General features: G+C 57.6%; 25 protein-coding genes. 17 read left to right on the top strand and 8 right to left on the bottom strand.

Annotated features, from left to right (window positions below; translation table 11 throughout):
* Nucleotides 1-89: 89 nt before the first annotated feature.
* Together tnpA and BQ7486_RS04410 are read left to right on the top strand one after the other, a co-directional pair.
* Nucleotides 90-503: an IS200/IS605 family transposase gene (gene tnpA / locus BQ7486_RS04415; RefSeq protein ID WP_074009096.1), complete on the top strand. Its 414-nt coding sequence runs from the start codon at nt 90-92 to the stop codon at nt 501-503.
* 109 nt (nt 504-612) lie between these two features.
* Nucleotides 613-1680 carry an RNA-guided endonuclease InsQ/TnpB family protein gene (locus BQ7486_RS04410; protein WP_235836729.1) on the top strand — a complete coding sequence of 356 codons (1068 nt, stop codon included), beginning with the start codon at nt 613-615 and terminating at the stop codon, nt 1678-1680.
* A 50-nt stretch (nt 1681-1730) separates the two neighbouring features.
* Here the strand turns inward: BQ7486_RS04410 and BQ7486_RS04405 are convergent, their stop codons facing one another.
* From BQ7486_RS04405 to BQ7486_RS04395, 3 genes are all read right to left on the bottom strand, one after another.
* Nucleotides 1731-2237, bottom strand: coding sequence for an autotransporter outer membrane beta-barrel domain-containing protein (locus tag BQ7486_RS04405; protein ID WP_143183040.1), 507 nt, complete (start codon nt 2235-2237; stop codon nt 1731-1733).
* Between the two features lie 219 nt (nt 2238-2456).
* Nucleotides 2457-4823 (bottom strand): aconitate hydratase, encoded by a 2367-nt coding sequence (locus tag BQ7486_RS04400; RefSeq protein ID WP_084765666.1) that lies wholly within the window; start codon nt 4821-4823, stop codon nt 2457-2459.
* Between the two features lie 219 nt (nt 4824-5042).
* On the bottom strand, nt 5043-6812 hold the full coding sequence (locus BQ7486_RS04395; RefSeq protein WP_074009094.1) for a flavocytochrome c: 1770 nt from the start codon (nt 6810-6812) through the stop codon (nt 5043-5045).
* A gap of 280 nt (nt 6813-7092) precedes the next feature.
* On the opposite strand from BQ7486_RS04395, the gene rpsF reads away from it, so the two are divergent.
* The 6 genes from rpsF to BQ7486_RS04365 all read left to right on the top strand — a co-directional run bounded on the left by rpsF (nt 7093) and on the right by BQ7486_RS04365 (nt 10769).
* Nucleotides 7093-7512, top strand: coding sequence for a 30S ribosomal protein S6 (gene rpsF, locus BQ7486_RS04390; protein ID WP_074009093.1), 420 nt, complete (start codon nt 7093-7095; stop codon nt 7510-7512).
* Nucleotides 7513-7538: 26 nt separating this feature from the next.
* A complete protein-coding gene (gene priB / locus BQ7486_RS04385; RefSeq protein WP_235836728.1) occupies nt 7539-7853 on the top strand; it encodes a primosomal replication protein N in 315 nt (104 codons plus the stop codon).
* A gap of 10 nt (nt 7854-7863) precedes the next feature.
* Entirely contained in the window at nt 7864-8145 is a 282-nt protein-coding gene (gene rpsR / locus BQ7486_RS04380; RefSeq protein WP_022372505.1) for a 30S ribosomal protein S18, read from the top strand.
* Between the two features lie 2 nt (nt 8146-8147).
* Nucleotides 8148-8597 (top strand): 50S ribosomal protein L9, encoded by a 450-nt coding sequence (rplI, locus tag BQ7486_RS04375; RefSeq protein ID WP_022372506.1) that lies wholly within the window; start codon nt 8148-8150, stop codon nt 8595-8597.
* A 215-nt stretch (nt 8598-8812) separates the two neighbouring features.
* The gene (gene dnaB, locus BQ7486_RS04370; RefSeq protein ID WP_235836727.1) at nt 8813-10243 is read left to right on the top strand and encodes a replicative DNA helicase; all 1431 of its coding nucleotides are present in this window, start codon (nt 8813-8815) and stop codon (nt 10241-10243) included.
* A 16-nt stretch (nt 10244-10259) separates the two neighbouring features.
* Complete coding sequence (locus tag BQ7486_RS04365) at nt 10260-10769, top strand: DUF456 domain-containing protein (RefSeq protein ID WP_074009092.1); 510 nt, start codon at nt 10260-10262, stop codon at nt 10767-10769.
* A 305-nt stretch (nt 10770-11074) separates the two neighbouring features.
* Here BQ7486_RS04365 and BQ7486_RS04360 read toward each other — a convergent pair whose 3' ends face one another.
* The 3 genes from BQ7486_RS04360 to tsaE form a co-directional block, all read right to left on the bottom strand.
* A complete protein-coding gene (locus BQ7486_RS04360; RefSeq protein WP_074009091.1) occupies nt 11075-12793 on the bottom strand; it encodes a PhoH family protein in 1719 nt (572 codons plus the stop codon).
* A gap of 112 nt (nt 12794-12905) precedes the next feature.
* Nucleotides 12906-14108 (bottom strand): N-acetylmuramoyl-L-alanine amidase, encoded by a 1203-nt coding sequence (locus BQ7486_RS04355; RefSeq protein WP_074009090.1) that lies wholly within the window; start codon nt 14106-14108, stop codon nt 12906-12908.
* Nucleotides 14105-14611: a tRNA (adenosine(37)-N6)-threonylcarbamoyltransferase complex ATPase subunit type 1 TsaE gene (tsaE, locus tag BQ7486_RS04350; RefSeq protein WP_022372511.1), complete on the bottom strand. Its 507-nt coding sequence runs from the start codon at nt 14609-14611 to the stop codon at nt 14105-14107. The genes BQ7486_RS04355 and tsaE overlap by 4 nt, the downstream gene beginning before the upstream one ends.
* A 166-nt stretch (nt 14612-14777) precedes the next feature.
* On the opposite strand from tsaE, the gene BQ7486_RS04345 reads away from it, so the two are divergent.
* Nucleotides 14778-15692: an AEC family transporter gene (locus BQ7486_RS04345; protein ID WP_022372512.1), complete on the top strand. Its 915-nt coding sequence runs from the start codon at nt 14778-14780 to the stop codon at nt 15690-15692.
* Nucleotides 15693-15755: 63 nt separating this feature from the next.
* Here BQ7486_RS04345 and purM read toward each other — a convergent pair whose 3' ends face one another.
* The gene (purM, locus tag BQ7486_RS04340) at nt 15756-16784 is read right to left on the bottom strand and encodes a phosphoribosylformylglycinamidine cyclo-ligase (protein WP_022372513.1); all 1029 of its coding nucleotides are present in this window, start codon (nt 16782-16784) and stop codon (nt 15756-15758) included.
* A gap of 169 nt (nt 16785-16953) precedes the next feature.
* On the opposite strand from purM, the gene BQ7486_RS04335 reads away from it, so the two are divergent.
* The 8 genes from BQ7486_RS04335 to BQ7486_RS04300 all read left to right on the top strand — a co-directional run bounded on the left by BQ7486_RS04335 (nt 16954) and on the right by BQ7486_RS04300 (nt 23448).
* Nucleotides 16954-17592, top strand: coding sequence for an HdaA/DnaA family protein (locus BQ7486_RS04335; RefSeq protein ID WP_022372514.1), 639 nt, complete (start codon nt 16954-16956; stop codon nt 17590-17592).
* Between the two features lie 288 nt (nt 17593-17880).
* Nucleotides 17881-18609 carry an RNA-guided endonuclease IscB gene (gene iscB / locus BQ7486_RS12215; protein ID WP_235836726.1) on the top strand — a complete coding sequence of 243 codons (729 nt, stop codon included), beginning with the start codon at nt 17881-17883 and terminating at the stop codon, nt 18607-18609.
* Nucleotides 18596-19234, top strand: a complete 639-nt coding sequence (locus tag BQ7486_RS12210; RefSeq protein ID WP_235836725.1) for an HNH endonuclease — start codon at nt 18596-18598, stop codon at nt 19232-19234. The genes iscB and BQ7486_RS12210 overlap by 14 nt, the downstream gene beginning before the upstream one ends.
* A gap of 27 nt (nt 19235-19261) precedes the next feature.
* Nucleotides 19262-20014: an HAD family hydrolase gene (locus BQ7486_RS04325; RefSeq protein WP_022373401.1), complete on the top strand. Its 753-nt coding sequence runs from the start codon at nt 19262-19264 to the stop codon at nt 20012-20014.
* Nucleotides 20007-22205 carry a polynucleotide adenylyltransferase PcnB gene (gene pcnB / locus BQ7486_RS11620; RefSeq protein WP_143183039.1) on the top strand — a complete coding sequence of 733 codons (2199 nt, stop codon included), beginning with the start codon at nt 20007-20009 and terminating at the stop codon, nt 22203-22205. Before BQ7486_RS04325 ends, pcnB begins: the two co-directional genes overlap by 8 nt.
* Nucleotides 22206-22688: a 2-amino-4-hydroxy-6-hydroxymethyldihydropteridine diphosphokinase gene (gene folK, locus BQ7486_RS04310; RefSeq protein WP_022373398.1), complete on the top strand. Its 483-nt coding sequence runs from the start codon at nt 22206-22208 to the stop codon at nt 22686-22688.
* Nucleotides 22689-22736: 48 nt separating this feature from the next.
* On the top strand, nt 22737-23102 hold the full coding sequence (locus tag BQ7486_RS04305; RefSeq protein WP_022373397.1) for a DMT family protein: 366 nt from the start codon (nt 22737-22739) through the stop codon (nt 23100-23102).
* Nucleotides 23103-23166: 64 nt separating this feature from the next.
* On the top strand, nt 23167-23448 hold the full coding sequence (locus BQ7486_RS04300; protein WP_143183038.1) for a hypothetical protein: 282 nt from the start codon (nt 23167-23169) through the stop codon (nt 23446-23448).
* A 212-nt stretch (nt 23449-23660) separates the two neighbouring features.
* On the opposite strand, the gene BQ7486_RS12100 is transcribed toward BQ7486_RS04300, so the two are convergent.
* Nucleotides 23661-24152 (bottom strand): hypothetical protein (locus BQ7486_RS12100; RefSeq protein WP_204206989.1); only part of this gene is annotated, 492 nt, incomplete at its 5' end.

Below are 24152 nucleotides of genomic sequence, written 5' to 3'. Positions count from 1 at the left end.
TCATAGAAATTCCGCGAGGAAACACGCGTCTTCAGACGCGGGAGGAATCGCGGCTGTTTTTATTTTAAAAAATTGGTACCATACGCACTATGCTAAGCATCGTTTACAGCAGAAACTGCGTCTATCAGACAGCTTACCATATGGTATGGTGCCCCCAGTACAGGAAATCCGTTCTCAGGGGTGGTGTTGCGCAGTCTCTGCGTGAGTTGCTTGAAAGTATATGCGCTGAAAGAAAGTATGAGATACTTTCTTTGGAAATTCAGCCGGATCACCTGCACCTGTTTGTCAGTTTTCCGCCGTCCGTCAGCATTGCCGACGCGGTGAGAGTATTGAAGGGTGCCAGTGCAAGGATGCTGCTGATGCGGCATCCGGAACTCAAAAATGAACTTTGGGCAGGCCATCTTTGGTCGCCTTCTTACTACGTCGGAACAGCAGGCAGTGTCAGTGCAGAAACGATCAAAAGCTACATCGAAAGGACTGAACACATCCGCGGACGGCGTTAGGCGCGTTGAAGGGAGCGGCAAGTGTGTCCGCACAGCCTGCGTTCGGCTGGAACTACTCGATCCGGCAGCACACGAAAAGCTCGCAGCGACGCAGAGACTCTATGCGCAGGTGTGTAACTTTGTAGTTCCGACAGTAGCGGCGGACCGCACGAAGAGGCTTTGGCAGCGTTTCACGCTGCATCACGCAGTTTATGACAAGATCAAGGCAAAATTTCCGGATCTCGGCAGCCAGTATGCCTGTAACGTCATCCGCTCGGTGTCGGCAGCCTACAAGACGGAGCTTGCCAAGCATCCGGCACAGCTCAAAAGTGAGGACAAGAAGCTCAAGACGCTGGTGTTCAGGCACCCCTCGGTTCACGTCGACAAGAACACGCTGACATTTTTCCCTGACGGCACTGTTTCAATTTCAACCATCAGCGGTCGGATTCGGGCACGTCTGTGCCCCGGCCCTTTTCAAAAAGAGTTGCTGGCTTCGGGGAAGCGTAAGGAGTGCAACCTTGTTCTGCATCCCCGGAGAGGCCGGAAAGAAGCATTTTGGGAGCTTCACATCGCTGTGGAGTCCCAAGGTTGTTCGGGCGAAGAGCATTTAAAGAATCTGAAAGCCGACGAGATCATGGGTATTGATGTCGGCGAGAACAATATTGCGGCCGTCAGCACGGGCCGTATTTGGAAAGCAGGAGCATTAAAGGATAAAAGAGACCGATATATGAGTCAGAGAAAGCGTCTTCAGCGCAACGGCTCTCAGAGTGCCAGACAGCACCTGAAAAAAGCCTCAGGCCGAGAAAGACGCCATGTGACGCATGTCAATAACGTTGTAAGCAAAGAGATTGTGCAGGAAGCCGCAAAGCGGGGTATCAAGTTAATCGCCCTGGAAGACCTGACGCATATCCGGGATCACATCAAGGCCGGGAAACGCATCAGAAGCCGACTGCACCGCTGGTCTTTCCGTGAGTTGCAGGAGATGATTGTTTACAAAGCGGCAGCCGCTGGAATCCGGTGTGTTTTCCTGGATCCGCGCTATACAAGCCAGACATGCTCACAGTGCGGGGCACCGGGCAAACGCCATAAGCACGGGTTCCGATGCAGCCAATGTGGTCACCTTGCGCACAGCGACTTGAATGCGAGCCGCAACCTGCAGGGTCTGTGCCGACAGCTGTCAGCACAGGGGCTGATGTAAACCAGCCTTATGTTGGGCCGTGTGATGCGGTTACAATAAAGCCCCCGTCTTCAGACGGGGGATTGTTTACGCACGACGACGCGATCCTCAGCATCGGCATGATCAACGTCGATCACACGCCAGCCCGCATACGGCGTCACGGTCATGCCGCCAAGCGCCGCATCAGCGGGCACCTTCAGCGATGCGCCAAGAACGTCTGCATGACGCTTCTGTCCCTGTGCCTTGCCCTCGTGGCGTTCGTACAAAGCCGAGGCCGTGAGAGCCGCAGGGCCGAAGCGATAAGCACCGTAAACCGGGCCGCCAACGTCGTTCCAGTCCTGAGAAACAAGACTGTCGCTCTTGACATTGCCCGTACCTGCGCTCAGAACCGCACCGAGCGTGAGGGTTTCAGTTGACCCCTGAACGCCGAAGAGCAGGCCGCTACGATCAGTGCGATATGCATCAAAATCGGTCTTGCCGTAGCTCGCATCGGCCCACAAGCCCGTGATTGCCGCATTCGCCTGAGACTCGATGGAAGCCATCGTCTGAGACGCCGCACCGCGAGCCGCAGACGTCAAGGCACCAACCGTCGTCGGAATCGCTATTGTCGCCTGGACACAAAAAACCTTACATCCTCCTTGCGGCGCGAAGTATCGGCTTTTGTTCTTTCTTCAGGCATAAAAAGAGGCAGGTCTTTACTTTTAAACGGTAAAGACCTGCCTGAAGAAAAATCCCGTGCCGGCAGGAGAAGTCTTTGTCAGAGCACGGGATTTTTGTGGAGGAGCTTTTCTCTCTTTTTATGCGCGAAGAGCGTTTAAGGCCGAGCCCGCACGGAACCACGTCAGCTGCTTGGCGTTATAGGAGTGCGCGGCTTCAAAACGTTCTTTTGTTCCGTCTTCGTGGGTGAGTTCCACGGTGACGGTCTTCCCGGGAGCGAGGTTCTTAAGCCCCAGCACCGAGATGCGGTCCTTTTCACGGATCTTGTCGTAGTCGGCCGGGTTCACGAAGGTCAATGCAAGCACACCCTGCTTTTTGAGGTTGGATTCATGGATTCGCGCAAGGCTCTTCGCGAGCACCACTTCAACGCCCAGGTAGCGCGGCTCCATGGCGGCGTGTTCGCGGCTTGAGCCTTCGCCGTAGTTGTCGTCGCCCACAATCACGGACGCAATCTTGTGGTTCTTGTAGTAGCGCGCGACCTTGGCGGGCGTGTCGTAGCTCTTCGTGGCCGTATTCCAGACCTTGCCGGTTTCGCCGTTAAAGGCGTTTACGGCACGTTCAAGGAGGTTATCCGAAATCCGGTCAATGTTGCCGCGGTACGGAAGCCACTTGCCCCCCGGGGAGATGTGGTCGGTCGTGCACTTACCCTTGGCTTTAATGAGAAGCGGCAGCGCCGTCATGTCCTTGCCGTCCCAGGCGGGGAAGGGATCAAGCAGGCGGATGCGTTCAGCATCGGGGCTCACCTTGATTTCCACCTTCTTGTAGTCGGGGAGAATGCAGCCCTTCACTTCCTTCACAAAGCCCTTCACGGGGAGCTCTTCTCCCTGCGGGACTTTGAGGGTGTAGTTCATGCCGTTTTTGCCGCGCACAGAGTCCTTCAGGGGATTAAAGGTGAGGTCACCCTCAATGGCCATCGCCATCACGATTTCGGGGGACGCGAGGAACGCGTTTGTCTTTTTGCTCCCGTCATTGCGGCCGGCGAAGTTACGGTTAAAGGACTCGATGATGGAATTCGGAACCTTGGGGTTGCCGGTCGTGCGGTGCCACTGGCCGATGCAGGGACCGCAGGCGGTTGCCAAAACCGTGGCGTTCAATTTTTCAAAGACGTCAAGCACGCCGTCGCGCTTTAACGTTTCAAAAATCCGTACAGAGCCCGGCACAACCATGAGGGGCGTCTTTAAGGTGAGGCCGTTATCCAAAACCTGCTTGGCAACGCTTGCCGCACGCGTGATGTCTTCATAAGACGAGTTCGTGCAGGAGCCGATGAGGGCCACCTCGAGTTTCTGCGGATACCCCTTTTCACGCACGGTTTGAGCGACCGTCGACAAAGGCATCTTCGCATCCGGCGAGAACGGTCCGTTGATGTAGGGTTCAAGCGTCGAGAGATCAATTTCGATCACGCGGTCGTAGTACTTCTCGGGGTTGGCGACAACGGCGTCATCAGCCTGCAGGTCCTTGGCGACTTTATCTGCCATCGCAGCAACCGCCGCGCGGCCCGTGGCGGTGAGGTAGCGCTTCATCGCGTCGTCGTAACCGAAGACCGTGGTCGTGGCGCCCACTTCCGCACCCATGTTGCCGATCGTGGCTTTGCCGGTGGCAGACAAGTTCTTGCAGCCGTCGCCGAAGTATTCAATCACGCAGTTCGTGCCGCCCTTGGTGGTGAGGATCCCGGCGACCTTCAGAATCACGTCTTTGGGAGAAGCCCAGCCGTTTAATTTGCCGGTGAGCTTGACGCCGATGATTTTCGGCATCTTGAGTTCCCATTCCATGCCCATCAGAGCATCAACGAGGTCGGCGCCGCCCACACCGATGGCGAGCATCCCGAGACCACAGGCCGTGGGCGTGTGGCTGTCCGTGACAAGCATCATGCCGCCCGGGAAGTCGTAGTTTTCCAGAAACACCTGGTGGCAGATGCCGGAGCCCGCGGGCCAGAAGTCAAAGCCGTAGCGGCCCGAAACCGTGCGCAGGAAAGAGTACGTTTCCCAGTTACCCTTGTCGGCAACCTTCAGGTCCGGAATGGCGCCGCGGTTAGCCTGCACGAGATGGTCGCACACCATGGCCGCGGGAAGCGCAATGCGTTCTTTCTTCGAGGTCAGAAACTGAATGATCGCCATCGGGCCGCCGATGTCGTGCGTGCCCGCGCGGTCCGGACGCAGTTCAATGTAGTCCTTGCCGCGGGCAAAGTCCTTCATCGCATCCTGATGGTAAAGGTGCGTGTAGATGATCTTTTCCGTGAGCGTCAACGGGCGGTTTAAAACCGCACGCACGCGCGCCATGCGCTTGGGGAACTCCGCGTAGAACTTTTCGATCATTGCAAAGTCGCGGATGTGGGCCGTGTCTTCGGAGGCCTCAGCCGTTGCGGCAGCGTGGGGGAGCGCAGAGACCGCGGCAGCGGCGGCCGTGCCCTGAAGCAGTGTGCGGCGCGAGACGGTGACTTTTTGAGCCATGGTGTTTTCTCCTGTGTTTCGTTGCCGGAAATCATTCGTGTTCGGTGATTCCTTTCCGGCCGTTTTTTCTTACTGACCGGAATTTTTCTGCCGAAGCACCACTAAGTAGCCGCGGAAAAAATCAACACAAAGAGAAAACGCAAAGAAAAACCCGGCAGCCGAAAATGTCCGGTTGCCGGGGGGCGTGCGGGACGTTAGCCCCGCGTTACATGTGCCGCATTACTTGGCGGAACGTGCCGCCGCTTCAAAGGCCGCGGCTTCACCGGCAATACGTCCGAAGACGATGATGTCGGTGTAGGCATTACCGCCCAAGCGGTTCGTGCCGTGGGTGACGCCCGTGACTTCACCGGCTGCCCAAAGGCCCGGAATCACCTGGCCCTTGGCGGTGAGAGCCTGTGCCTTTTCGTTGATTCTCACGCCGCCCATCGTGTGGTGGGTGGAGGGAACGGCCTTAATCACGTAGTACTGGCCCTCACTCATGTCCATCAAGCCGCCTCTGTGATGGAAGTCCTTGTCGTTACCTTTGCCGGCCATCGAGGAGACACGTTTGACGGTGCTCTCAAGCTGTTTTAAGGGCATCTTTGTGAAGTCGGCGATGCACTTTAAGTCCGGGCACGTGGCCATGATGCCTTGCTTCGTGAAGGCTTCGTATTCGGTCGGGTGTTCCTTGACGGTATTGGAGATCTTGCCGATGTTGTCGTTCCAGAGCACCCAGCAGTAGTTGCCGGTCTGCTTCAAAATGGCTTCAGACAACACGTCGCGGCGTTCGAGCTCTTCCACAAAGCGCTTGCCTTCTTGGTTCAGCATAATCGCGCCGTCAAAGCGGCTGTCGGCAATCAATTCAATGACGCCAGAGATCGGGTCGCAGATCGGGTAGGTCTGGATGTAGCCCATGTTCACGAGCTGGGCGCCGGCGCGCTTGGCCATATAAAGCGCTTCACCGGTCGTGCCGGGGGCGTCTGTGGTCTTAAAGCGTTCATCAATCTTGGGGTTGTACTTCTTGACCATTGCCTTGTTGGCACCAAAGCCGCCGGTAGCCAGCACCACGCCGCCCTTGGCGTTAAAGGTGTAGGTTGCGCCGTGCGAGGTGGCCTTTACGCCCACCACGCGCCCGGTCTTATCCTTGATGAGTTCTTCGGCCTTCATGTCGGTGATCACCGGGATCCCGAGTTCATCGGCCTTGGCCTGGAATTTCGCAATGAATTCCGTGCCCGTGTGGCCCACCGGAATCAGCGCACGCTTGCGGCTGTGGCCGCCGAAGAAAAAGAGGTTGTCGTCTTCAAAACGCACGCCCAGGTAGTCGCGGCACCACTTGGCGGCGTCAAGGGCGTTGGCAGTCATGACGTTAATGACCTTCATGTCGCCCTTTTTGTCACCGCCCTTAAAGGTGTCGGCGGCGTGCCGCTCGGCGCTGTCGTCCAGGATCCCGAGTTTGGGCTGCACCCAGTTGCGCGCGGCATTCATTTCGGCGCCCGAAATGAGGGAGTTGCCGCCCACGGCCGGCATCTTTTCCAGAAGCACAACGTTGGCACCGGCGTTCTTTGCTTCAATGGCGGCGGAGAACCCGGCGCCGCCCGCGCCGATCACGACGACGTCGTAGTTACTGACGGCGGGGATGTTTTTGACGACCTTCTTAATGGCCTTGGCGTCGGCTTTGGAGAGCGTCACGCCGGCTTTTTTGGCGGCGTCTTTGACGGCATCAAGAAAGCCCTTCGAGGAGAAGGTGGCGCCGGAGATTGCATCCAGGTCGGCGCTGTTTGAGGTGATCACAGCTGCCTTCAGGTCGGTGTAGACCTTCTTGGCCAGCACCGGGTTTTCGGCTTCCTTCACGATCTCGATCGCCTGAATGCGGCCGTTATCAAAGGTGACGGCAACCGTCATGTCACCGTGTTTACCGACGCCCGTACCCTGCGTGGTGACGGGAGCGGCAACGGCAGCGGCGGACATAAGACCGACGGCGGCTGCTAAAAGAGTCTGACGAAACAACATGGATTCTCCTTACTTTGCGAAAACGGGGAGTACGGGCGGCATACGCGCCGCCGCAGTCCCTCGGTAAAGATGCTTACCTAGAAATCATAATCCGCGCGCAGGGCGCGTGCGGCGGGCGATCTGCGGCTGTGTTGACGCAGACGGAGAAAGAAGCAAAAGCAAAGAAAAACAGGGTTTAGACGCTTGTTTTTCGGGTTAAACCTGTCTACAATATCGCGTTTTCGCATCCTTGCTGCACCGATACGACGCTCGGGCAGCTTATTTCCGTAAGGAGGAATCAATGCGTCATTATGAACTGTGCGTCATCGTGCACCCGGATCAGTCCGAACAGGTCCCCGCGATGATCGAGCGCTACAAGTCCCTCATCCTCGAACAGGGCGGTAATGTTCACCGCATCGAAGACTGGGGCCGTCGTCAACTCGCTTATCCAATCCAGAAGCTCGTGAAGGCTCACTACGTGCTCATGAACATTGAGTGCACGAGCGAAACGCTTGCTGAGATCGAAAACGGATTCCGCTTCAACGACGCGATTCTGCGTCACCTCACCGTCAAGATGAAGAAGGCCGAAACGGCTCCCTCCGTCATGATGAAGACGGTTGAGAAGGATGAGGCCCGCAAGGCTGCCGCTGCTGCTGAAGCCGCCGCTGCCCGCGAAACTGAAGCTGCTCCGGCTGCCGAAGCCGCCGCAACCGAGGCCTGATAACGGATTAAGAACAAAGAGGCTCAGTGACTGAAACCACCAAGGCCTGCGGCATCAACACCCTTGCAATTTCCGGTGTTGTCGTCGAAGCCCGCGAGCTGCGCTACACGCCGGGCGGTATCCCCGTCTGGGAAGGGCGCCTGCATCACACGGCCGAGGTTTTCGAGGCCGGAGCGGTGAGAAAGCTCGAATTTGACTTTCCCGCGATTGCCTTTGCCGAAGCGGCTCTTGCCCTGGCAAAGACAGCAACAGGTAAGGCAATTCAAATCAAAGGGTTTCTTTCGCCGCGGTCGGTCAGGACACAAAGACTCGTTGTTCACATAACGGAATTCAAAAACTAGGAGTTGAAAAATGGCATTTGGTGCAAAAGGTAAGGGCAAGCCCCGCCGCAGCAACCAGCAGAGCGCTCTCTTTAAGCGCAAGAAGTTCTGCCGCTTCACGGCCGAACACGTCGAAATGATCGACTACAAGGACATCGATACGTTGCGTGATTTCATTCAGGAAAACGGCAAGATCATGCCGGCCCGCCTGACCGGAACCAAGGCGCACTATCAGCGTCAGCTCGACACCGCGATCAAGCGTGCCCGCTTCCTCGCTCTGTTGCCCTACACCGATAACCAGGGGACGCGTTAATCATGCAGGTCATTCTTCTCGAAAAAATTACTCACCTCGGTGAACTCGGCGCTGTCGTTAAGGTCAAGGACGGCTACGCCCGTAACTTCCTGATTCCTCAGGGTCACGCCAAGCGCGCCACCAAGGCCGCCATCGCTGAATTCGAAGCCCGCCGTGCCGAACTCGAAAAGGCCCAGGCTGAACGCATCGCTGCGGCTCAGGACGTGGCCTCCAAGCTCAACGGTCAGACCGTTGTGATTAAGAGCAAGGCCGGTGTTGACGGCCGTCTGTTCGGTTCCGTCACGAACGCTGACATCGCTGAAGCGGTTGACAAGCTCGGCTTCCAGATCAAGAAGAGCCAGGTCCGTACGCCGCTCGGCGCCATCAAGGCCGTGGGCGACTTCACGATCACCATCGGTCTGATGACCGACATCACCGCCGACGTCACCGTCCAGGTGGTGGCCGAAGAGTAAGAAGCCCTCGGGGTTCTTGCTTAGTGTGGGGCGCGTCTCAGACGTGCCCCGGCACTGCAAACCGGTTTGTTTTGCAGGCTGTCTTTTTTCGACGGCCCGGCGAAATGAACCGGTTTTCTTTTGCCTTGAAAAAATTGGAAAAATACGGATTGAGCAGGGGCCTTGAGTCGGATAAGATAGCGGCCTCGAAAGAAAAGAAGACCGAGTCTGGAGTGATGATGGACGATATGGATTTGGGGGCGATCCCCGTTGAAAATGCGGATACGGAAGTAGCGTCCGTACGCCGCCCCCCGCAGTCAATTGAAAGCGAGCAGAGTGTTCTTGGGGGCCTTCTGCTTGACAACAACGCCTTTGACCTCGTTGCCGACGTCATCGGCCCGGACGACTTCTACCGGCACGATCACCGCCTCATCTACGAAAAGATTCAGCAGATGTGCACGGCCGGTCAGCCCGCCGACGTCGTGACCGTCTTTACGGCTTTAGACAGCGAAGGCAAAGCCCAGGAAACAGGGGGCTTGGCGTACCTTTCAAACCTCGCGACCGGCACGCCCTCCGCGGCCAACATTCGCCGCTACGCTGAAATCGTGCGTGACCGCTCGATTCTGCGGCAGCTGGTGACCGCGGGCGACCAGATCGCCACCTCAGCGCTTGCCCCTCAGACCGGGGACGTCTCGCAGCTCCTTGACCAGGCCCAGAGCGTCGTCTTTGCCATTGACGAAAAGTCCAACAAGGGTAAGAAGGGTTTCCGCGTCTTAAATGAACTGGCCGCAGACGTCACGCGCGAACTGCAGGCCCTTTACCAGATTAAAAGCAGTGATGACGTCACAGGGCTTCCCACCGGCTTTACGGTATTGGACCGCATGACTTCGGGGCTGCAAAAGGGGGATCTCATCATCGTCGCGGGGCGTCCCTCCATGGGTAAGACGTCTTTTGCCTTGAATATCGCAGAGTACGCGGGGCTTTCACTCAAAATGCCCGTGGCGGTATTTTCCATGGAAATGACCTCGGTGCAGCTCGCGAAGCGCTTGATCAGTTCCGTGGGCCGCATCGACGCGCAGAAAATGCGCCGCGCCCGGTTTGATGACACCGACTGGTCGCACTACACCGAAGTGGTCGCGAATATGGCAAAGGCCCCGTTTTATATCGACGACACGCAGGGCCTGACGGTAAACGAACTGCGTGCCCGCGCAAGGCGCCTTGTGCGTAAGACCGGGCCCTTGTCTTTAATCGTCGTTGACTACCTGCAGCTCATGAGCGGGTCGGCTCGCGCTGCTGCCGCCGAAAACCGTGCGGCCGAAATTTCGGAAATTTCCCGAGGACTGAAGGGCCTCGCCAAGGAAATGGACGTCCCCGTCATTGCGCTTTCGCAGTTAAACCGCGGCGTGGACGCGCGTACCGACAAGCGCCCCGTGATGAGTGACCTCCGTGAATCCGGCGCTATCGAACAGGACGCCGACGTCATTCTCTTTATTTACCGCGATGAGGTCTACAACAAAGAAACGCCCGACAAGAACGTCGCGGAAATCATTATCGGCAAACAGCGTAACGGCCCCACGGGCATTGTGCGCATGCGCTTTGACGGTATGTTCACGCGCTTTGACAACTTGGCCGAAGACGTAAACGTTCCGCCCGAGATGGCGCAGTAAAGATTGGGAGAGATGTATGTGGGAGACTCTGAGTTCAGTTAACTGGGGGGACGTTGCACTGTGGTGTGCGGTCATTGTTCTGATTCTTGTGGGGATTGCCGGGACGATTGTGCCGGCGCTGCCCGGGCATCCCATGATTTTTGCGGGCGGGTGGCTTGCCGCCTGGATCGGGGACTATCAGGAAATCGGCTGGGTGACGTTGGTTATCCTGGGGGTACTCACGGTGATCGGCTTTGCCGTTGACTGGGGCGCGCAGACAATGGGCGCGCAGAAAGCCGGGGCCACGAAGTACGGTACCGCGGGCGCTTTGATCGGCACGATCGCCGGGCTATTTATGGGCATTTTCGGGATTCTTTTTATGCCCCTGATCGGCGCCTTTATCGGGGAATTCATTGCGCAGCGCAACCTCAAGGTGGCCGGCAACGTCGGCATTGCCACCTGGATCGGCATGATGGTGGGGTCGGCACTTAAGATTGCGCTGGCGTTCATGATGACCGGCATCATTTGTTTTGCCCTTTGGTTCTGATAGAGAATTTTTAGGGGTGTGCCGGCGGTGTGTTCTGCACTGCCGGACAGCGCAGAGGCTCGGGAGGCTATGATCTTTCGGGCCTTTGTTTTTGGGGTGTGCCGTTTGAACTGAGGGAGCGTTGTTGTAGGGTAGGCCCCTAAAACCGAAAATTCGCGTTTTCTCTTTTAAATCAACAAACTATTTTTTGATGCACAAATCCGTTTTGGACAGTAGTGTAGTAGAGTCTATTTTGGACAGCAGTGCTGTTTGACGCGAAAAAAAACGGGCGGAAATTCCGCCCGTGAGTGCTTGAAAGACGCGGTTTAGAGCGCCTCAGCGGCAAAGTCCGCGAGGCGGCTTCGCTCGCCCCTTTCAAGCGTCATGTGGCCTGCGTGCTTCCAGCCTCTGAAGCGGTCAACGACGTAGGTAAGGCCCGAGGAGCCTTCGGTGAGGTAGGGCGTGTCGATCTGCGCGATGTTCCCGAGGCACACAATTTTTGATCCCGGACCCGCACGCGTAATGAGCGTTTTCATCTGCTTGGGCGAGAGGTTCTGGGCTTCGTCGATGATGACAAGCTTATTTAAAAACGTTCTGCCGCGCATAAAGCTCATGGATTTGACGCGGATGCGGCTGCGGATGAGATCATTGGCGGCGTTGCGGCTCCAGTCGCTTGTGCCGCGCTCGCTCTTATTTAAAACCTCGAGGTTGTCTTCCAGAGCCCCCATCCAGGGCTGCATCTTTTCTTCTTCAGTGCCGGGCAGAAACCCGATGTCTTCGCCCACAGAGACGGTCGCACGCGTAAAGATGATTTCGCTGAATTTGCGCATATCCAGTGTCTGCGTGAGAGCCGCCGCAAGCGTGAGAAGGGTCTTGCCGGTTCCGGCCTGCCCGAGTAACGTCACAAAGTCGATCTCGGGGTTCATCAAAAGGTTTAAGGCCATGCTCTGCTCGGGGTTACGCGCGTGAATGCCCCAAACTGCATTTTGCGGCTGCATGTAGTCCTTAAGCGTTGCAAGCGTCACGATGCCGTTTTCAACGCTTTGCACCTGCGCAAGAAACTCGGCGTCTTTTGAGGCCACAAATTCGTTCACGTAAAACGTGAGGCCGGGCAGTGCCGCAAACCGGTACCACGTGCGGCCGTCCGCCTGCCAGGACTCAAGGCTTTTGGCGGTGAGGTCCCAAAAGTTCTCAGGCAAAACCGTGCGGCCCGTGTAGAGAATGTCCGTGTCGTCGATCGTCTTATCGTTAAAGTAGTCTTCGGCGGCCATCCCCAGGGCCGTCGCTTTGATGCGCATGTTGATGTCTTTACTCACAAGCACCACGGACTTGTGGGGAAGTTTTGCCTGCAGCGCCTTTACGGTCGCAAGGATCATGTTGTCGGCTTTTCCCGCGGGAAGTCCCGAGGGGAGTTCGGCCCTCAGTTCCTCCGTCTCAAAGAAAAGCCGGCCCTTACATTCGCGGTTTCCGAGCGCATTTAGGGGCGCACCCTCGGTGATGTCGCCCGCGGAGGTTTCCAGCAGCTGATCGATGCTGCGGCTTACCTGTCGGGCGTTACGCGCAATGTCGCTCACACCGGTCTTGTGGTTGTCGAGTTCCTCAAGCGTTGTCATCGGGAGAAACACATCGTGCTCCTCAAACCGGAAAATCGACATCGGGTCGTGCAAAAGGACGTTCGTATCAAGCACAAAAACGCGCGGTTTGTCGGCGGTTTTGGCAGCGCGCCCTTTTCTGAGGCGGCTGGCACCCGCGTCCGCCTCTTTGGGGACCGAACGCTCCTCTTTGGCGGCTTTTCCAGGTAACTTCAGGGCGGGCGCTGCGGGCCTGGGGCTCTTTGCGGGTTTCTCGTGTTTCAGAGCCTTTGCGTCGGGCGTCTTGGTTGCGGGCTTAGAGCCCTCTTTTGCGGTTCTGGCCTTAACAGCCGCCGGGGCTTTCGCCTTCACGGGTTTGGCAGCCTTTTTGAGGTCTTCGGGTTTGACACGGGCACCGTATTCACGGCGGGCGAGGATATCGCCTTCAACTTTGGGGGCAGAGGGAAGCGGCATAGGACTTACCGAACAAACAAATTTTTGATACGCACAATCGTAGCGGGATTGTTTGTTCTCTGCATGACGAGCCCGCCCGGAAACTCACGGGCGGGCTTTGGTTGGAAAGGCATCAGCCTTTTGGCGTGAAGTACCCCGGGTACTCGCGCACGGCACGCACCACGCCGCGGCAGACGGCCTGCGCCACACGCGTCTGGTGCTGGGAGCTTCTCAAGCGGCTCTCGTCGCTCGGGTTACTCAGAAATCCGGTTTCAATGAGAATCGAGGGAATGCCCTGGGCTTTCAAAACCGCAAACTCGGCGGATTCCACGCTGTCTTTGTGCAGCGATTCGACTTTACCCATTTCAGCAAGCACCGCGTGCCCGATCTGTAGCCCCGCAATGAGTTTGGATTCGGCGAGCATGTCAACTGCGGCCTGGCGCGCCTGCTGCGGGACGGTGGAAAAGTCAACGCCCCCGATTTCGTCCACCTTATTTTGTGTCTGCGCCAGCCACCGGGCCTGCAGGGACGAAGCCCCCGTCGTACTTAACGTAAAGACCGAGGCCCCGTGCGCAGAGGACGAGGTCCAGGCGTCGGCGTGCACGCTCACAAAAAGATGCGCTTTTTCGGTGACCGCGCGCTGCGCGCGTTTATGTAAGGGGATAAAGACGTCGGTCGTACGGGTAAGAACGGCGCGCATTCCGCGCGTGCGGTTAATCTGGTTAGCGAGCTTTTTGGCAATCTCCAGAACCACGTGCTTTTCGTAGGTCTTTTTGCGGCCCACGGCACCGGGGTCGGCACCGCCGTGCCCGGCATCAATCACCACGCAGATTGTTTCCTTTTTGCGGGCGGTGGTTTGTTTCACGGGTTTGTGCTCGGCGGCCTTCGCTGTCTGCCGGGGTGTGCTTTCTGTCTGCGTGATCTGAGCGGACTTTCCTTCGGCAAAGCGCACGCGGAAACGCGAGAGGGAACTGCCGGTAAGGACGGCACCGCCCACGCCCTTCTTCATCTCCGCGACGATACGCACAGTGTCGGGCTTATATTGCCCGCAGCGTACGTCCGAGACAAAGCGGTCCGAGGCAATGCGCCGGATATCGCGCGAGAGTTCCTCGGTGAGTTTCACGCCCTCAATATCGATGAGGTAGCGCACGGGGTTGCGGCCGCCCAACACATGCGTGCGGATTTTTGAGGCCCCCGGCGCCGAGACCGTGAGCACGCCGTAAGAGGATGTCCGATCGTAGTCGGCGGAAAGCCTGGCGGCAGCGGCAAGCGTCACAACGGGCACGCCGTAGGCGAGCGTGATCATGGACGCTAAAAGTGTGCGGCGGGAGGTCATGGCGTTACTTGCACCTTCTTTAAAACGCGGCGGCCAAGCTCTGTTGTGGCCGTCATTTTCGCGGTGCGCGAAAGGGGCGTCTCAGGCGTGAGTTCAATCACAAGGTCCGCCGCGGGCAGTAACGGTTCTGCTTTTTCACTCCATTCGGATACGCAGACGTTGCCGGCACCGAAAAGATCCCGGAAACCCGCATCGTCAAATTCCTGCGGGTCTTCAAACCGGTAGAAATCAAAGTGGTGCAGCGTGATGCCGTCAGTGAAGTCGTAATCGGTCACAAGCTCAAACGTGGGGCTTTTCACGCGCCCGGCAAAACCGGCAGCGCGCAAAAGCGCGCGGGTAAACGTGGTCTTTCCGGCGCCGAGGTTTCCCTCAAGGCGCAGGTTAAAACCGGTTTCCCGCAGTGCGGGTGCGTGTGCCAGAAGCGCCGCGCAGAGTGTGGCAGCGAGGTGCGCCGTGGCCGCTTCATCGGCTAACGTGAGCGTTGTGATTTCGTCCTCTCTCATGATGGCCGCAAGTATAACGGGAGAGACTTGAGAGGCCTCATTTTTTTTCAACAATGCGAACAGACTTTTACATGCGGCCGGAGGTACCTCCTTATTTACGCCGCCGAAGGCTTGTGAAAGAATACGGATCCCTTTTTTCGTGCCTATCGTGCCGACCGGAGTCTGTATGCAGGAGAGCCTTGCCAAAATTCTCTCGTTTGTGGCCTTTATCGTCCTGGGCTACATCCTTCGGCGCACGGGTGTTTTAAAGGCGGAGACTTTCCACGCGGTGAGCGGCCTGGTGATCTATGTGACGCTCCCTTGCGTCATTGCCGCAAACCTTAACGGCATCCGCATCGAAGGCACGATGCTTCTGATCGCGCTTTTTGGCTTTGCCGCAAACATCCTGCTTCTCACCTACGCCTGGATCCTGACACTGAGAACGAAAGACCGGGATATGCGGGACTTTATCCGTTTGAACCTCGGGGGCTTTTCGGTGGGGCCCTTTGCCGTCCCCTACGTTTCGGCCTTTTATCCGTCGCATGGGGTGCTCGCAACGTGTGTTTTTGACGTCGGAAACGTCATTATGAGCGGTGGCGGCACGTATGCGCTCATATCCGGCAGCCGCGTACAGACAACCTTCAGGGCGGCCGTAAAACTTATCGCCTCAAAACTCGTGCGCTCGGGCCCTCTGGTTGCCTTTGCCGTGATGGTGGTGTTGTCGCTGTTTTCTCTGAAACTTCCTCAGGGCGTGGTGGAGATTGCCAAGATCGGCGCGGCCGCGAACGCCTTTTTGTGCATGATCATGATCGGGGAGAGCATTGACCTCTCGATGACACTGAAAAAGTTTCTGATCGTCGCGCGCATCGTGGCTTTGCGCATTATCCCCTGCATTGCCTTGGCCTGGTTTGCCTACCACTACATTCCGGCAGACGACGAGGTACGAAAGGCGCTTGTTTTAACGTGTCTTGCGCCCATGCCCGCAATGAGTCTTATCTACACGGCAAGCCTGGGGCTAGACCTCGCGATGGCGGCAAACTTAAGCTCCGTGTGTGTCGCGGTTTCGATTGCCTCGATGTCGGTGGCCCTGATGATCATGTAGGCGGGCAACAAAAACGGGAGCAACTCAGATACGAGCGCTCCCGTTCACCGCCATTAAAACCGCTTAGCGGACGATGCAGCCGTCTTCACCTTCAGCGCGCGGCGTGATGGTGCCGATGCGGTAAACCGTTTCGCCTTCGGCGCGGAAGGCTTCCGCGGCTTTTTCAGCGTCTTCGGCTGCGACCACCACGGCCATGCCGATGCCGTTATTAAAGACGCGGTGCATTTCGTGGTCGGTGATGCCGCCCTTTTCCTGCAGCCAGTCAAAGATGGCGGGGCGCTTCCAGCTGCCCGCGTCGATTTCGCACTTCACGGTTTCAGGCAGAACGCGCGGAATGTTTTCCACGAGGCCGCCCCCGGTGATGTGGGCCATCCCCTTGATTTTCACCTTCTGCAGGACGTTTAAGACCTGTTTGACGTAAATGCGGGTGGGTTCCATCGCGCGGTCCGCAAGCGTTGCGCCGTCAAAAGGCATGTTCCAGTCGGCTCCGGCGACTTCCACGACCTTGCGGATTAAGGAAAAGCCGTTGGAGTGGGGGCCGGAAGAGGCAAGACCCAAGACCACGTCGCCCGCGGCAATCGTCTTACCGTCAATGATTTCGTCTTTTTCCACAACGCCCACGGCAAAACCGGCGAGGTCATATTCGCCCTCGGGGTACATGCCGGGCATTTCCGCGGTTTCGCCGCCGATTAAGGCGCAGCCCGCAAGTTCACAGCCCTTGGCGATGCCTTTGACAACACGTTCGGCGATGTCGACGTTCAGTTTTCCGCAGCCGTAGTAGTCAAGGAAAAAGAGGCTCTTTGCGCCCTGAACGAGGATATCGTTCACGCTCATTGCCACAAGGTCCTGACCCACGGTGTCGTGGCGGCCGAGCTTAAAGGCAAGCATCAGCTTGGTGCCAACGCCGTCGGTGCCGGAAACGAGCACCGGGTTGCGGTATTCGCGGCCGATTTCAAAGAGGGCGCCGAACCCCCCGATGCCGTTTAAGACGCCGGGAATCAGGGTTCGCTTTGCCGCGGGCTTAATGCGTTCAACGAGTTCGTCACCGGCTTCAATGGAAACGCCTGCGCCGGCGTAAGACAGTTGTGTCATAGGAAAAATTACCGCTAAAAATAGGGAATAGAAAGAAGTCGCGCTACACTTGCCGCGGCCCGCATTCTCTGCAAACGATTATTGTAACGGAAGGCGGCGCCCCGGGTTCCCGTTTTTTGTGCGGGAGTGGCTCACTTTTTGACTTTTTTCTTTGAAACCGCGGTTTTGCATGCCCTTTGAGCAATTAGCCCTCAATCTGACCGAGACCGAAGCGCCGACACTGGAAAATTTCGACGCCGACGGTAACCGTGAGGCGGTGGCTGCGCTGGCTGCCTGCCGTGCGGGCACGGGGCCGCAGTTTATCTGCCTCTGGGGCCGGGCCGGAAGCGGCCGCACGCATTTGCTGCGCGCTTTAACGCCGCAGCAGTCGCGGCGCGTGCCGGAGTTTGATGAGCGCATCCGGCTTTACACCGCGGATAACGTCGAAGCGTTTGACGCCGAAGACATGGAGCGGCTTTTTATCCTCATGAATGAGGTAAGGGCGCACCCGGCCTCGCGCCTGGTGACCTCAGTCGACAGGCCCCCTCTGATGCTTGCCGTGCGCGAAGATATCCGTAGCCGCCTTGCCTGGGGCCTTACCTTTGAAATCCGGCCCTTAAACGCAGAGCACGCAATGGCCGAATTTGAGCGCCGCGCCGTGATGCGGGGCATTGACCTCAGTCCCGAAGTGCTTCACTGGATTGAGACCACCTGCCCGCGGGACATGAAAACGCTCATGCGGCTCTTAAACGCCGCCGATGTGTATTCATTGCAGCGCAAGCGCCGCGTCACGATTCCTCTGATGCAGCAGCTTCTTGAAACCTTATAAGAACTGTCAACTACCCCTGACTGAAGTCAGAGGCTTGGCAACAAGTCTTGGTTGACTAGCCTCAGTCCGTTTTCGGACGGACTCCGTTGGTTGGGAATCCGTTCCGTCGCAAGACGGGACGCAAACAGGCACCGCGGGATGTCGATCCTAGTCCCGCGCTCTGCGGTCTGCGGTTAAAAGCTCTGAGAGGTAGGAGCGGTGCTTCAGACAACAAACCCCTTCCAACATTGGCGAAGGATCACCACCGACCGCAAGGTCGAGCAGACGGAGCCCGTGAGGTATCCGTCAATGGAGAACACTTTGAAAGTTTTTGTGTTGAATATGCGCGGGCAACCGCTCATGCCGTGCTCCCCGCCCAAGGCGCGTAAGCTCCTTCGGGCCGGGAAGGCCGTGCCTGTGCGCCGAACGCCCTTTGTGATTCAACTGACGGTGCCGACGGGCGAAACAAAGCAGCCGATCACCTTGGGTGTGGATGCTGGCTACAAGCACGTCGGCCTGAGCGCAACGACCGCCAAGGAAGAGTTGTTGGCTTCCGAGGTCGAACTGCGGCAGGACGTGACGGGCTTGCTCTCGAATCGCTTGGCACTTCGCCGCTCCCGACGCAACCACAAGACCCGCTACCGTGCGCCGCGTTTTGATAATCGCGTTCGATCAAAGCACAAGGGTTGGCTTGCGCCGTCCGTTGAAAACCGCATTCAGGCGCACATATCGCGCATTGAAGCGGTTTGCCGAGTGCTTCCGATCACCAAAATCGTGATTGAAACCGCATCCTTCGACATTCAGAAGATCAAGAATCCCGAAGTCGAAGGCACGGACTATCAGCAAGGCGAGCAGCTTGGCTTTTGGAACGTGCGCGAATATGTGCTGTTCCGCGACGGTCACGTTTGCCAAGCCTGCAAAGGCAGATCGAAAGATCTGATTCTCAACTTGCATCACATTGAGAGTCGGAAAACGGGAGGCGACGCGCCGGGCAATCTCATCNTCGAAAGATCTGATTCTCAACGTGCATCACATTGAGAGTCGGAAAACGGGAGGCGACGCGCCGGGCAACCTCATTACGCTCTGCGAGGCGTGCCACAAGGCGTATCACGCAGGCAAGTTGAAGCAGTTCAGTCCCCGGCGCGGCGCTTCTTTCAGGGCAGAGACTTTCATGGGCATCATGCGTTGGACGGTGCTCAACCGCCTGCGCGAGCGCCATCCCGAATTGCCTGTCACGAATACCTACGGGTATCTGACCAAACACAAGCGCATCGTCGCGGGCTTGCCGAAGACGCATTGCGCGGACGCTTTCTGCATTGCTGGCGTCCTCGACGCAAAACGTCGGGGCGAATACCTGTTTCAGAAACAGACGCGCCGCCACAATCGCCAGATCCACAAGCTGACGATTCTCAAAGGAGGTGTGCGCAAGCGCCATCAGACTCCGTACCTAGTGCACGGCTTCAGGCTCTTTGACAAGGTGCTGTGCAAAGGGGAAGTCGGCTTTATTTTTGGCAGACGCTCCTCGGGTGCATTCGATGTGCGCCGTCTGAACGGTACAAAGATTTCTGCCGGTATTTCCTACAAGAAACTTTCGCTTCTTGAGAAGCGAAAGACGTTTTTAACCGAACTGAGAAAGGAGGACCGCGATTCCTCCCGCGTCTGAAGACGCGGGTTTCCTCGCGGAATTTCTATGAAACTCGCTGTTTTTGACCTCGACCACACCCTGATGCCGATGGACACAAGCGGCTCCTGGGTGATCTGGATGACGGCTGCCTCAGGCTTAAGGCTTGAACCGGTCCTTGCCGCCGTTCGTAAGTTTGACGCCGATTACGACGCCGGGTGCCTTGATATCGACGAATTTATGGCAACCCAGATGCAGTGGCTCGCCAGGTTTCGCCGGGCGCATCTGGAGCGCGTGCGGGAAGCCTTCACGAAGTACTGGCTCGCGCCCAACGTGCCGCAGGCCTCCCTCGACCTCGTTGAAAGCCACCGCGCCGTGGGCGACGTGACCGCCGTCTGTACGGCCACGTACTCTTTTGCTAGCGCCCCTTCCGCCAGGCTTTTCGGCGTCGAGCATCTTTTGGCGTGCCGGGCGGAAACGGATGAGCGGGGTGAATTTACGGGGCGGCTTGCCGGCAGAAACAGTTTCGGCCCCTCAAAGATTGCGTACGTAAAGGATTTTCTCGCAACCGACACATGCCGGGGACTTACCGCAGCCGACGTTGTTTTTTATTCCGACTCGATGGTCGATATGCCGCTTTTTAACTTTGTGGACGCCGCGGGCGGCACGTGTGTGGCGGTGAACGCGTCGCCGGAACTTGCGGCCGAAGCCGACCGCCGCGGCTGGAAGAAAATCGCGACTTATACCGAGGAGATGCTCGCGCGGGCTATGATTCCCGCCATGGGCGCACAGTTTTATCCGGAGGTTTTCCGTCATGTTTGATCGTATCCGTCGTATGGTGACCGACTTTCTGAGCGGGCCGGACAGAACGCTCAGCAAGACCCCGCGCGTGATTCCCGCCTCCGAGCACGGCATTGACCCGAAACTTGTGCCCTTCAGCGCGAAGCGCACCTGTGAACTCCTGCAAAACCGGGGCTTTAAGGCGTATATCGTGGGCGGAGCCGTCCGTGACCTCCTGTTGGGCGCAACTCCCAAAGATTTTGACGTGGCAACCGACGCCACACCGCAGCAGGTAAAGCGCATTCAGCGGCGCGCCTTCATCATCGGTAAGCGCTTTCGCCTTGTGCACGTTGTTTTCGGTCAGGAAATCATTGAGTGCTCGACTTTCAGAGCCCTGGACGCCGACGGCGTCCGAAAAGATGCTCAGGGGCGGGTGGTAAGTGACAACGTTTTCGGCGAAATGTGGGAAGACGCTGCGCGCCGCGACTTTACGGTAAACGCCCTTTACTACGATCCCATGAAGGGCGACGTGTTTGACTACCACCACGGCTGGGAAGATCTGCAGCGAAAGCGCCTCAGAATGATCGGGGACCCCGAAGAGCGCTACCGTGAAGACCCCGTGCGCATGATGCGTGCGGTGCGTATTGCCGCAAAGTTGGGCTTTACGATGGAAGCCGCGACCGAAAAGGCGATTCCGAAGATGGCGGGGCTTTTGGCAAACGTCCCGGCCGCACGCCTTTTTGACGAGATGATGAAGCTTTTTACGAGCGGGCACGCCGAAGAGTGTCTGATCGGTTTGCGAAAAGAGGGCCTGCACCGGTCGCTGCTGCCGATGCTTGACGTGATCCTCTCTGAGCCCGACGGCGAAAAGTTTCTGATGCTCGCGTTAAAGCGCACGGATGAGCGCATCGCCTCCGGCAAAAAGATTTCCCCGGCCTTTATGTTCTGCACACTTTTGTGGCCCCAGGTTGTGAAGCGCTGGGAAGCCTACGAAGTGAAGCAAGGCATGAAGCGTGCCGAAGCCCTTTTTGCCGCCAGTAACGACGTGATTGCGACGCAGTGCAGCCGCCTTGCGATTCACAACCGCTTCGTGGAAGACATGAAGCTCATCTGGATGATGCAGCTTCGCTTTGAACGCCGCACCGGCAAGAACCCCTTTACGCTTGTTAAGCACCTCAAATACCGGGCTGCGTACGACTTTTTGCTGCTCAGATCGCTTTTGGGGCACGTGCCCGCGGACCTCGTGCAGTGGTGGGACACCTTTGCCTACACGACGCCCGATGAGCAGGTGCGGATGGTAAGAGCCGTGGAGCAGCAGGCGCGCCAGACCGCGGAGGCCGCACGCGAAGGCAGCCGCCGCAAGAAAAACGGCCGACGCTGCCGCGGCTCAGAGCGCTTTGAAGAAGCGCCGAAGACGTCTGAAGTGCCGGCAGTGACGTCTCCTGCGGCAAAGACGGAAGAGCCGCTTCTCATTGCCAAAAAGCCCGAACCCGAAAAGATTACGCATGAAGCGCACGCGATGCTGCCGCACGAACGCACGGTAGTAACTTCTGAGGGCGAAACGCTTGTGCAGGTGGAAACGCGGCTGGATGCGGCCGAGACAGATGAAGTAAAGCCCGCGCGCCGGCGCCGTACGAAGAAGGCGGCGGATGTGAAAGCGGCGGTGCCCGAGAAGGGACCCGAACTTTCCGAAAAAGCGCCGGTTGCTGAAACCCCTGCCGCCGCACCGGAAGCTGCGGCGCCTGAAGCGCCGGCAGAAAAACCGGCTGCGCCGAAAAAGCGTGTGGTGCGCCGTAAGAAGGCTGTTGAGGCGGCGGACACTGTGGCAGAAAAGCCCGCCGGAACGCCGGCAGAACCTGCTCCGGAAGCACCTGTTAAAAAGCGCGCTGTGCGCCGTAAAACCGTAAAGACTGAAGGCGAAGCGGCAGGTGCGGCGCCGGCTTCTGAGGAAGCGGCACCGGAAGCCGCTGTGAAAAAGACGGTGCGCCGCTGTAAAAAGGCCGAACCGGAAACTTCGGACACTGTTGCAGAAGAAAAGCCCAAGCGTCGCCGCACGGTGAAAAAGGCGGAGACGCCTGAAGCTCAGCCTGAAGCAACAGCTGCCGAAGAGGCCCCCGCAAAGACCGTGCGCAAACGCCGCACGAAGACTGCGGACGATGCGGAAAAAACCGGTAAAGCCGCACCCAAAAAGCGTGTTGTGCGCCGCAAAAAGCCGGTTGAGGCTGAGGCATAAATGACAACGGCTTATGTGGCTTTGGGCGCTAATCTCGGTGAGGCGCCCGCGACACTGCGTGCGGCGCTTGCGGACATCAATGCCGTGCCCGGTATCCGCGTGGTAAAGACCTCGTCCTTTTACCGCACGGCGCCCGTTGACTCAAGCGGCCCGGACTACACCAACGCGGTCTGCAAAGTGGAGACGACGCTTTCAGCTGACGCGCTTTTGAGCGCTTTGCAGACGATTGAAAACCGGCACGGGCGTGTGCGGCCCGCGGGTGTGCACAATGCCCCGAGAACGCTTGACCTCGATGTTCTTCTGTACGGGGATACGGTGATTCACACGTCTCGCCTTACCGTGCCGCACCCGAGAATGCACGGGCGGGCGTTTGTGCTTTTTCCGCTTTGTGAAATTGCCCCTGAGATTGAGATCCCTGGCGTGGGGAAGGCGAAGGACTTTCTTGCGTCCGTAGCTGACCAGGGAATCGAAAAACTTGCATAATGAGCGGCCCGCTGATTTCCGGCGGGCTTTTTTCTGAGATACGTTTCGATGCTGAATTTTTTTACGCAGCTGCCTGTAGCAGTACAGGCAGCGGGCCTTTTGGTGCTTTCCAACTGCTTCATGACCTTTGCCTGGTACGGCCACTTAAAGTACCTCTCGGGAAGCGCCTGGTATGTGGCAGCCGTGGTGAGCTGGAGCATTGCGCTGTTTGAGTACCTTCTGCAGGTGCCCGCAAACCGCATCGGGTTTTCGGAGCTCTCTTTGGCGCAGCTCAAGATCATGCAGGAGGTGATCACGCTCACGGTCTTTATCCCCTTTGCGCTTTTCGTGATGAAGGAGCCTTTCCGGATGGATTACGTCTGGGCGGCGCTTTGCATGGTGGGGGCGGTCTATTTCATCTTCCGGTCGGCTTAAGTGCTTGGGCTGCCGGCAGTGTGTTGACCGCCGGCATCAGCCTGCAGGCTCTTTATTAAGTCAGGTGCGTTTTGATCCTGTGGCGGGAAGCGGGGCCCTTGCCGACCTGCTCGATAAGTCCATGGGTGTCCAGCTCCCGGATACGGGACCGGGCTGCACCTTTCTTTTGAAGTACTTCAAGTACTGTACCGGCATCGGCATTGTCCGGGAGCGCCGCAGCAGAGCGGCTCATCAGCAGTTTGATTGTAAAGCGCCTGGGAGCGATCTCCAGAAGGTCATCTGCGAGCATGCCTGGAAAAGCAGAACGAATCAGCCGAAAATCGCTGCCGTCACCCGCCGTTACTGAGCGCTTCCAGATGCTCGTTTCGTCTTGTCATCATGCCGGCCAATACCAAGTCTTGATCGAGCCCGGGAAGGGTTTCGTAATGTTGAAAATCTCGAGGCAATGGTGCTTTTGTGCTGCTCAAATTTGGTGATCCCTTTGCCAAACCATGCTGTCTCCGGAAAGCCCGCTAAACAACAACCTTCCGGTGAGTTGCTTGATTTTTTTACCCACAACTATGCGCGAAGAGCCTTAAAAATCGAACCTTTGATTTTTAAAGTCCTGACTACCGTGTGCATCGCATCGTCAGCGAACTCCGTAAGGATGAGCTCTGTTGAGCTCTGATCGGAGCAAAGTAGGGCTAGATTGGTCCAGCAGCCGAGAGTCCCGCTCCAAAGTCCGTACCGCAGCTCTCTTTTCGGGGGAATGATGACGCCGGCTTGCGCACAGAAAGCGTTCATGGCATTAAAGCTCAGTGTCTGGACGGCGGACGGTTGCGCTTCAAACGGAGTGATAGGTGTGTCTCTTACGATCCGGGCGATATCGGCCAAGGATGCGGGGACGCTGGCTGATTCCGTGCGGACGTAGACGCCCTCAGGTCGATCGGGGATCATTGAGTAAGGACGCAGATTTCCCGCCGTGACATGTACATGCACTACAGCGATTTCGTTTTCTCTCAGCACCTCTGCGGAGATACACCCGATCATAGAGGGGCAGATGCGGCGGGC

The sequence above is a fragment of the Duodenibacillus massiliensis genome, assembly GCF_900128485.1.
Lineage (GTDB): Bacteria > Pseudomonadota > Gammaproteobacteria > Burkholderiales > Burkholderiaceae_F > Duodenibacillus > Duodenibacillus massiliensis.
Note: the sequence above shows the minus strand (reverse complement) of the source record. Positions and strands in the feature narration are given on the sequence as shown.

Excerpts from the sequence above, each read along its gene's own strand:
- BQ7486_RS04365 (WP_074009092.1), top strand. The coding sequence starts at position 10,260 with ATGTGGGAGACTCTGAGTTCAGTTAACTGGGGGGACGTTGCACTGTGG.
- BQ7486_RS04395 (WP_074009094.1), bottom strand. The coding sequence starts at position 6,812 with ATGTTGTTTCGTCAGACTCTTTTAGCAGCCGCCGTCGGTCTTATGTCC.
- rpsR (WP_022372505.1), top strand. The coding sequence starts at position 7,864 with ATGGCATTTGGTGCAAAAGGTAAGGGCAAGCCCCGCCGCAGCAACCAG.
- BQ7486_RS04360 (WP_074009091.1), bottom strand. The coding sequence starts at position 12,793 with ATGCCGCTTCCCTCTGCCCCCAAAGTTGAAGGCGATATCCTCGCCCGC.
- folK (WP_022373398.1), top strand. The coding sequence starts at position 22,206 with ATGACAACGGCTTATGTGGCTTTGGGCGCTAATCTCGGTGAGGCGCCC.
- BQ7486_RS04355 (WP_074009090.1), bottom strand. The coding sequence starts at position 14,108 with ATGACCTCCCGCCGCACACTTTTAGCGTCCATGATCACGCTCGCCTAC.
- BQ7486_RS04335 (WP_022372514.1), top strand. The coding sequence starts at position 16,954 with ATGCCCTTTGAGCAATTAGCCCTCAATCTGACCGAGACCGAAGCGCCG.
- rpsF (WP_074009093.1), top strand. The coding sequence starts at position 7,093 with ATGCGTCATTATGAACTGTGCGTCATCGTGCACCCGGATCAGTCCGAA.
- BQ7486_RS04325 (WP_022373401.1), top strand. The coding sequence starts at position 19,262 with ATGAAACTCGCTGTTTTTGACCTCGACCACACCCTGATGCCGATGGAC.
- purM (WP_022372513.1), bottom strand. The coding sequence starts at position 16,784 with ATGACACAACTGTCTTACGCCGGCGCAGGCGTTTCCATTGAAGCCGGT.
- pcnB (WP_143183039.1), top strand. The coding sequence starts at position 20,007 with ATGTTTGATCGTATCCGTCGTATGGTGACCGACTTTCTGAGCGGGCCG.
- BQ7486_RS04400 (WP_084765666.1), bottom strand. The coding sequence starts at position 4,823 with ATGGCTCAAAAAGTCACCGTCTCGCGCCGCACACTGCTTCAGGGCACG.
- BQ7486_RS04345 (WP_022372512.1), top strand. The coding sequence starts at position 14,778 with ATGCAGGAGAGCCTTGCCAAAATTCTCTCGTTTGTGGCCTTTATCGTC.
- dnaB (WP_235836727.1), top strand. The coding sequence starts at position 8,813 with ATGATGGACGATATGGATTTGGGGGCGATCCCCGTTGAAAATGCGGAT.
- BQ7486_RS04305 (WP_022373397.1), top strand. The coding sequence starts at position 22,737 with ATGCTGAATTTTTTTACGCAGCTGCCTGTAGCAGTACAGGCAGCGGGC.
- tsaE (WP_022372511.1), bottom strand. The coding sequence starts at position 14,611 with ATGAGAGAGGACGAAATCACAACGCTCACGTTAGCCGATGAAGCGGCC.
- rplI (WP_022372506.1), top strand. The coding sequence starts at position 8,148 with ATGCAGGTCATTCTTCTCGAAAAAATTACTCACCTCGGTGAACTCGGC.
- tnpA (WP_074009096.1), top strand. The coding sequence starts at position 90 with ATGCTAAGCATCGTTTACAGCAGAAACTGCGTCTATCAGACAGCTTAC.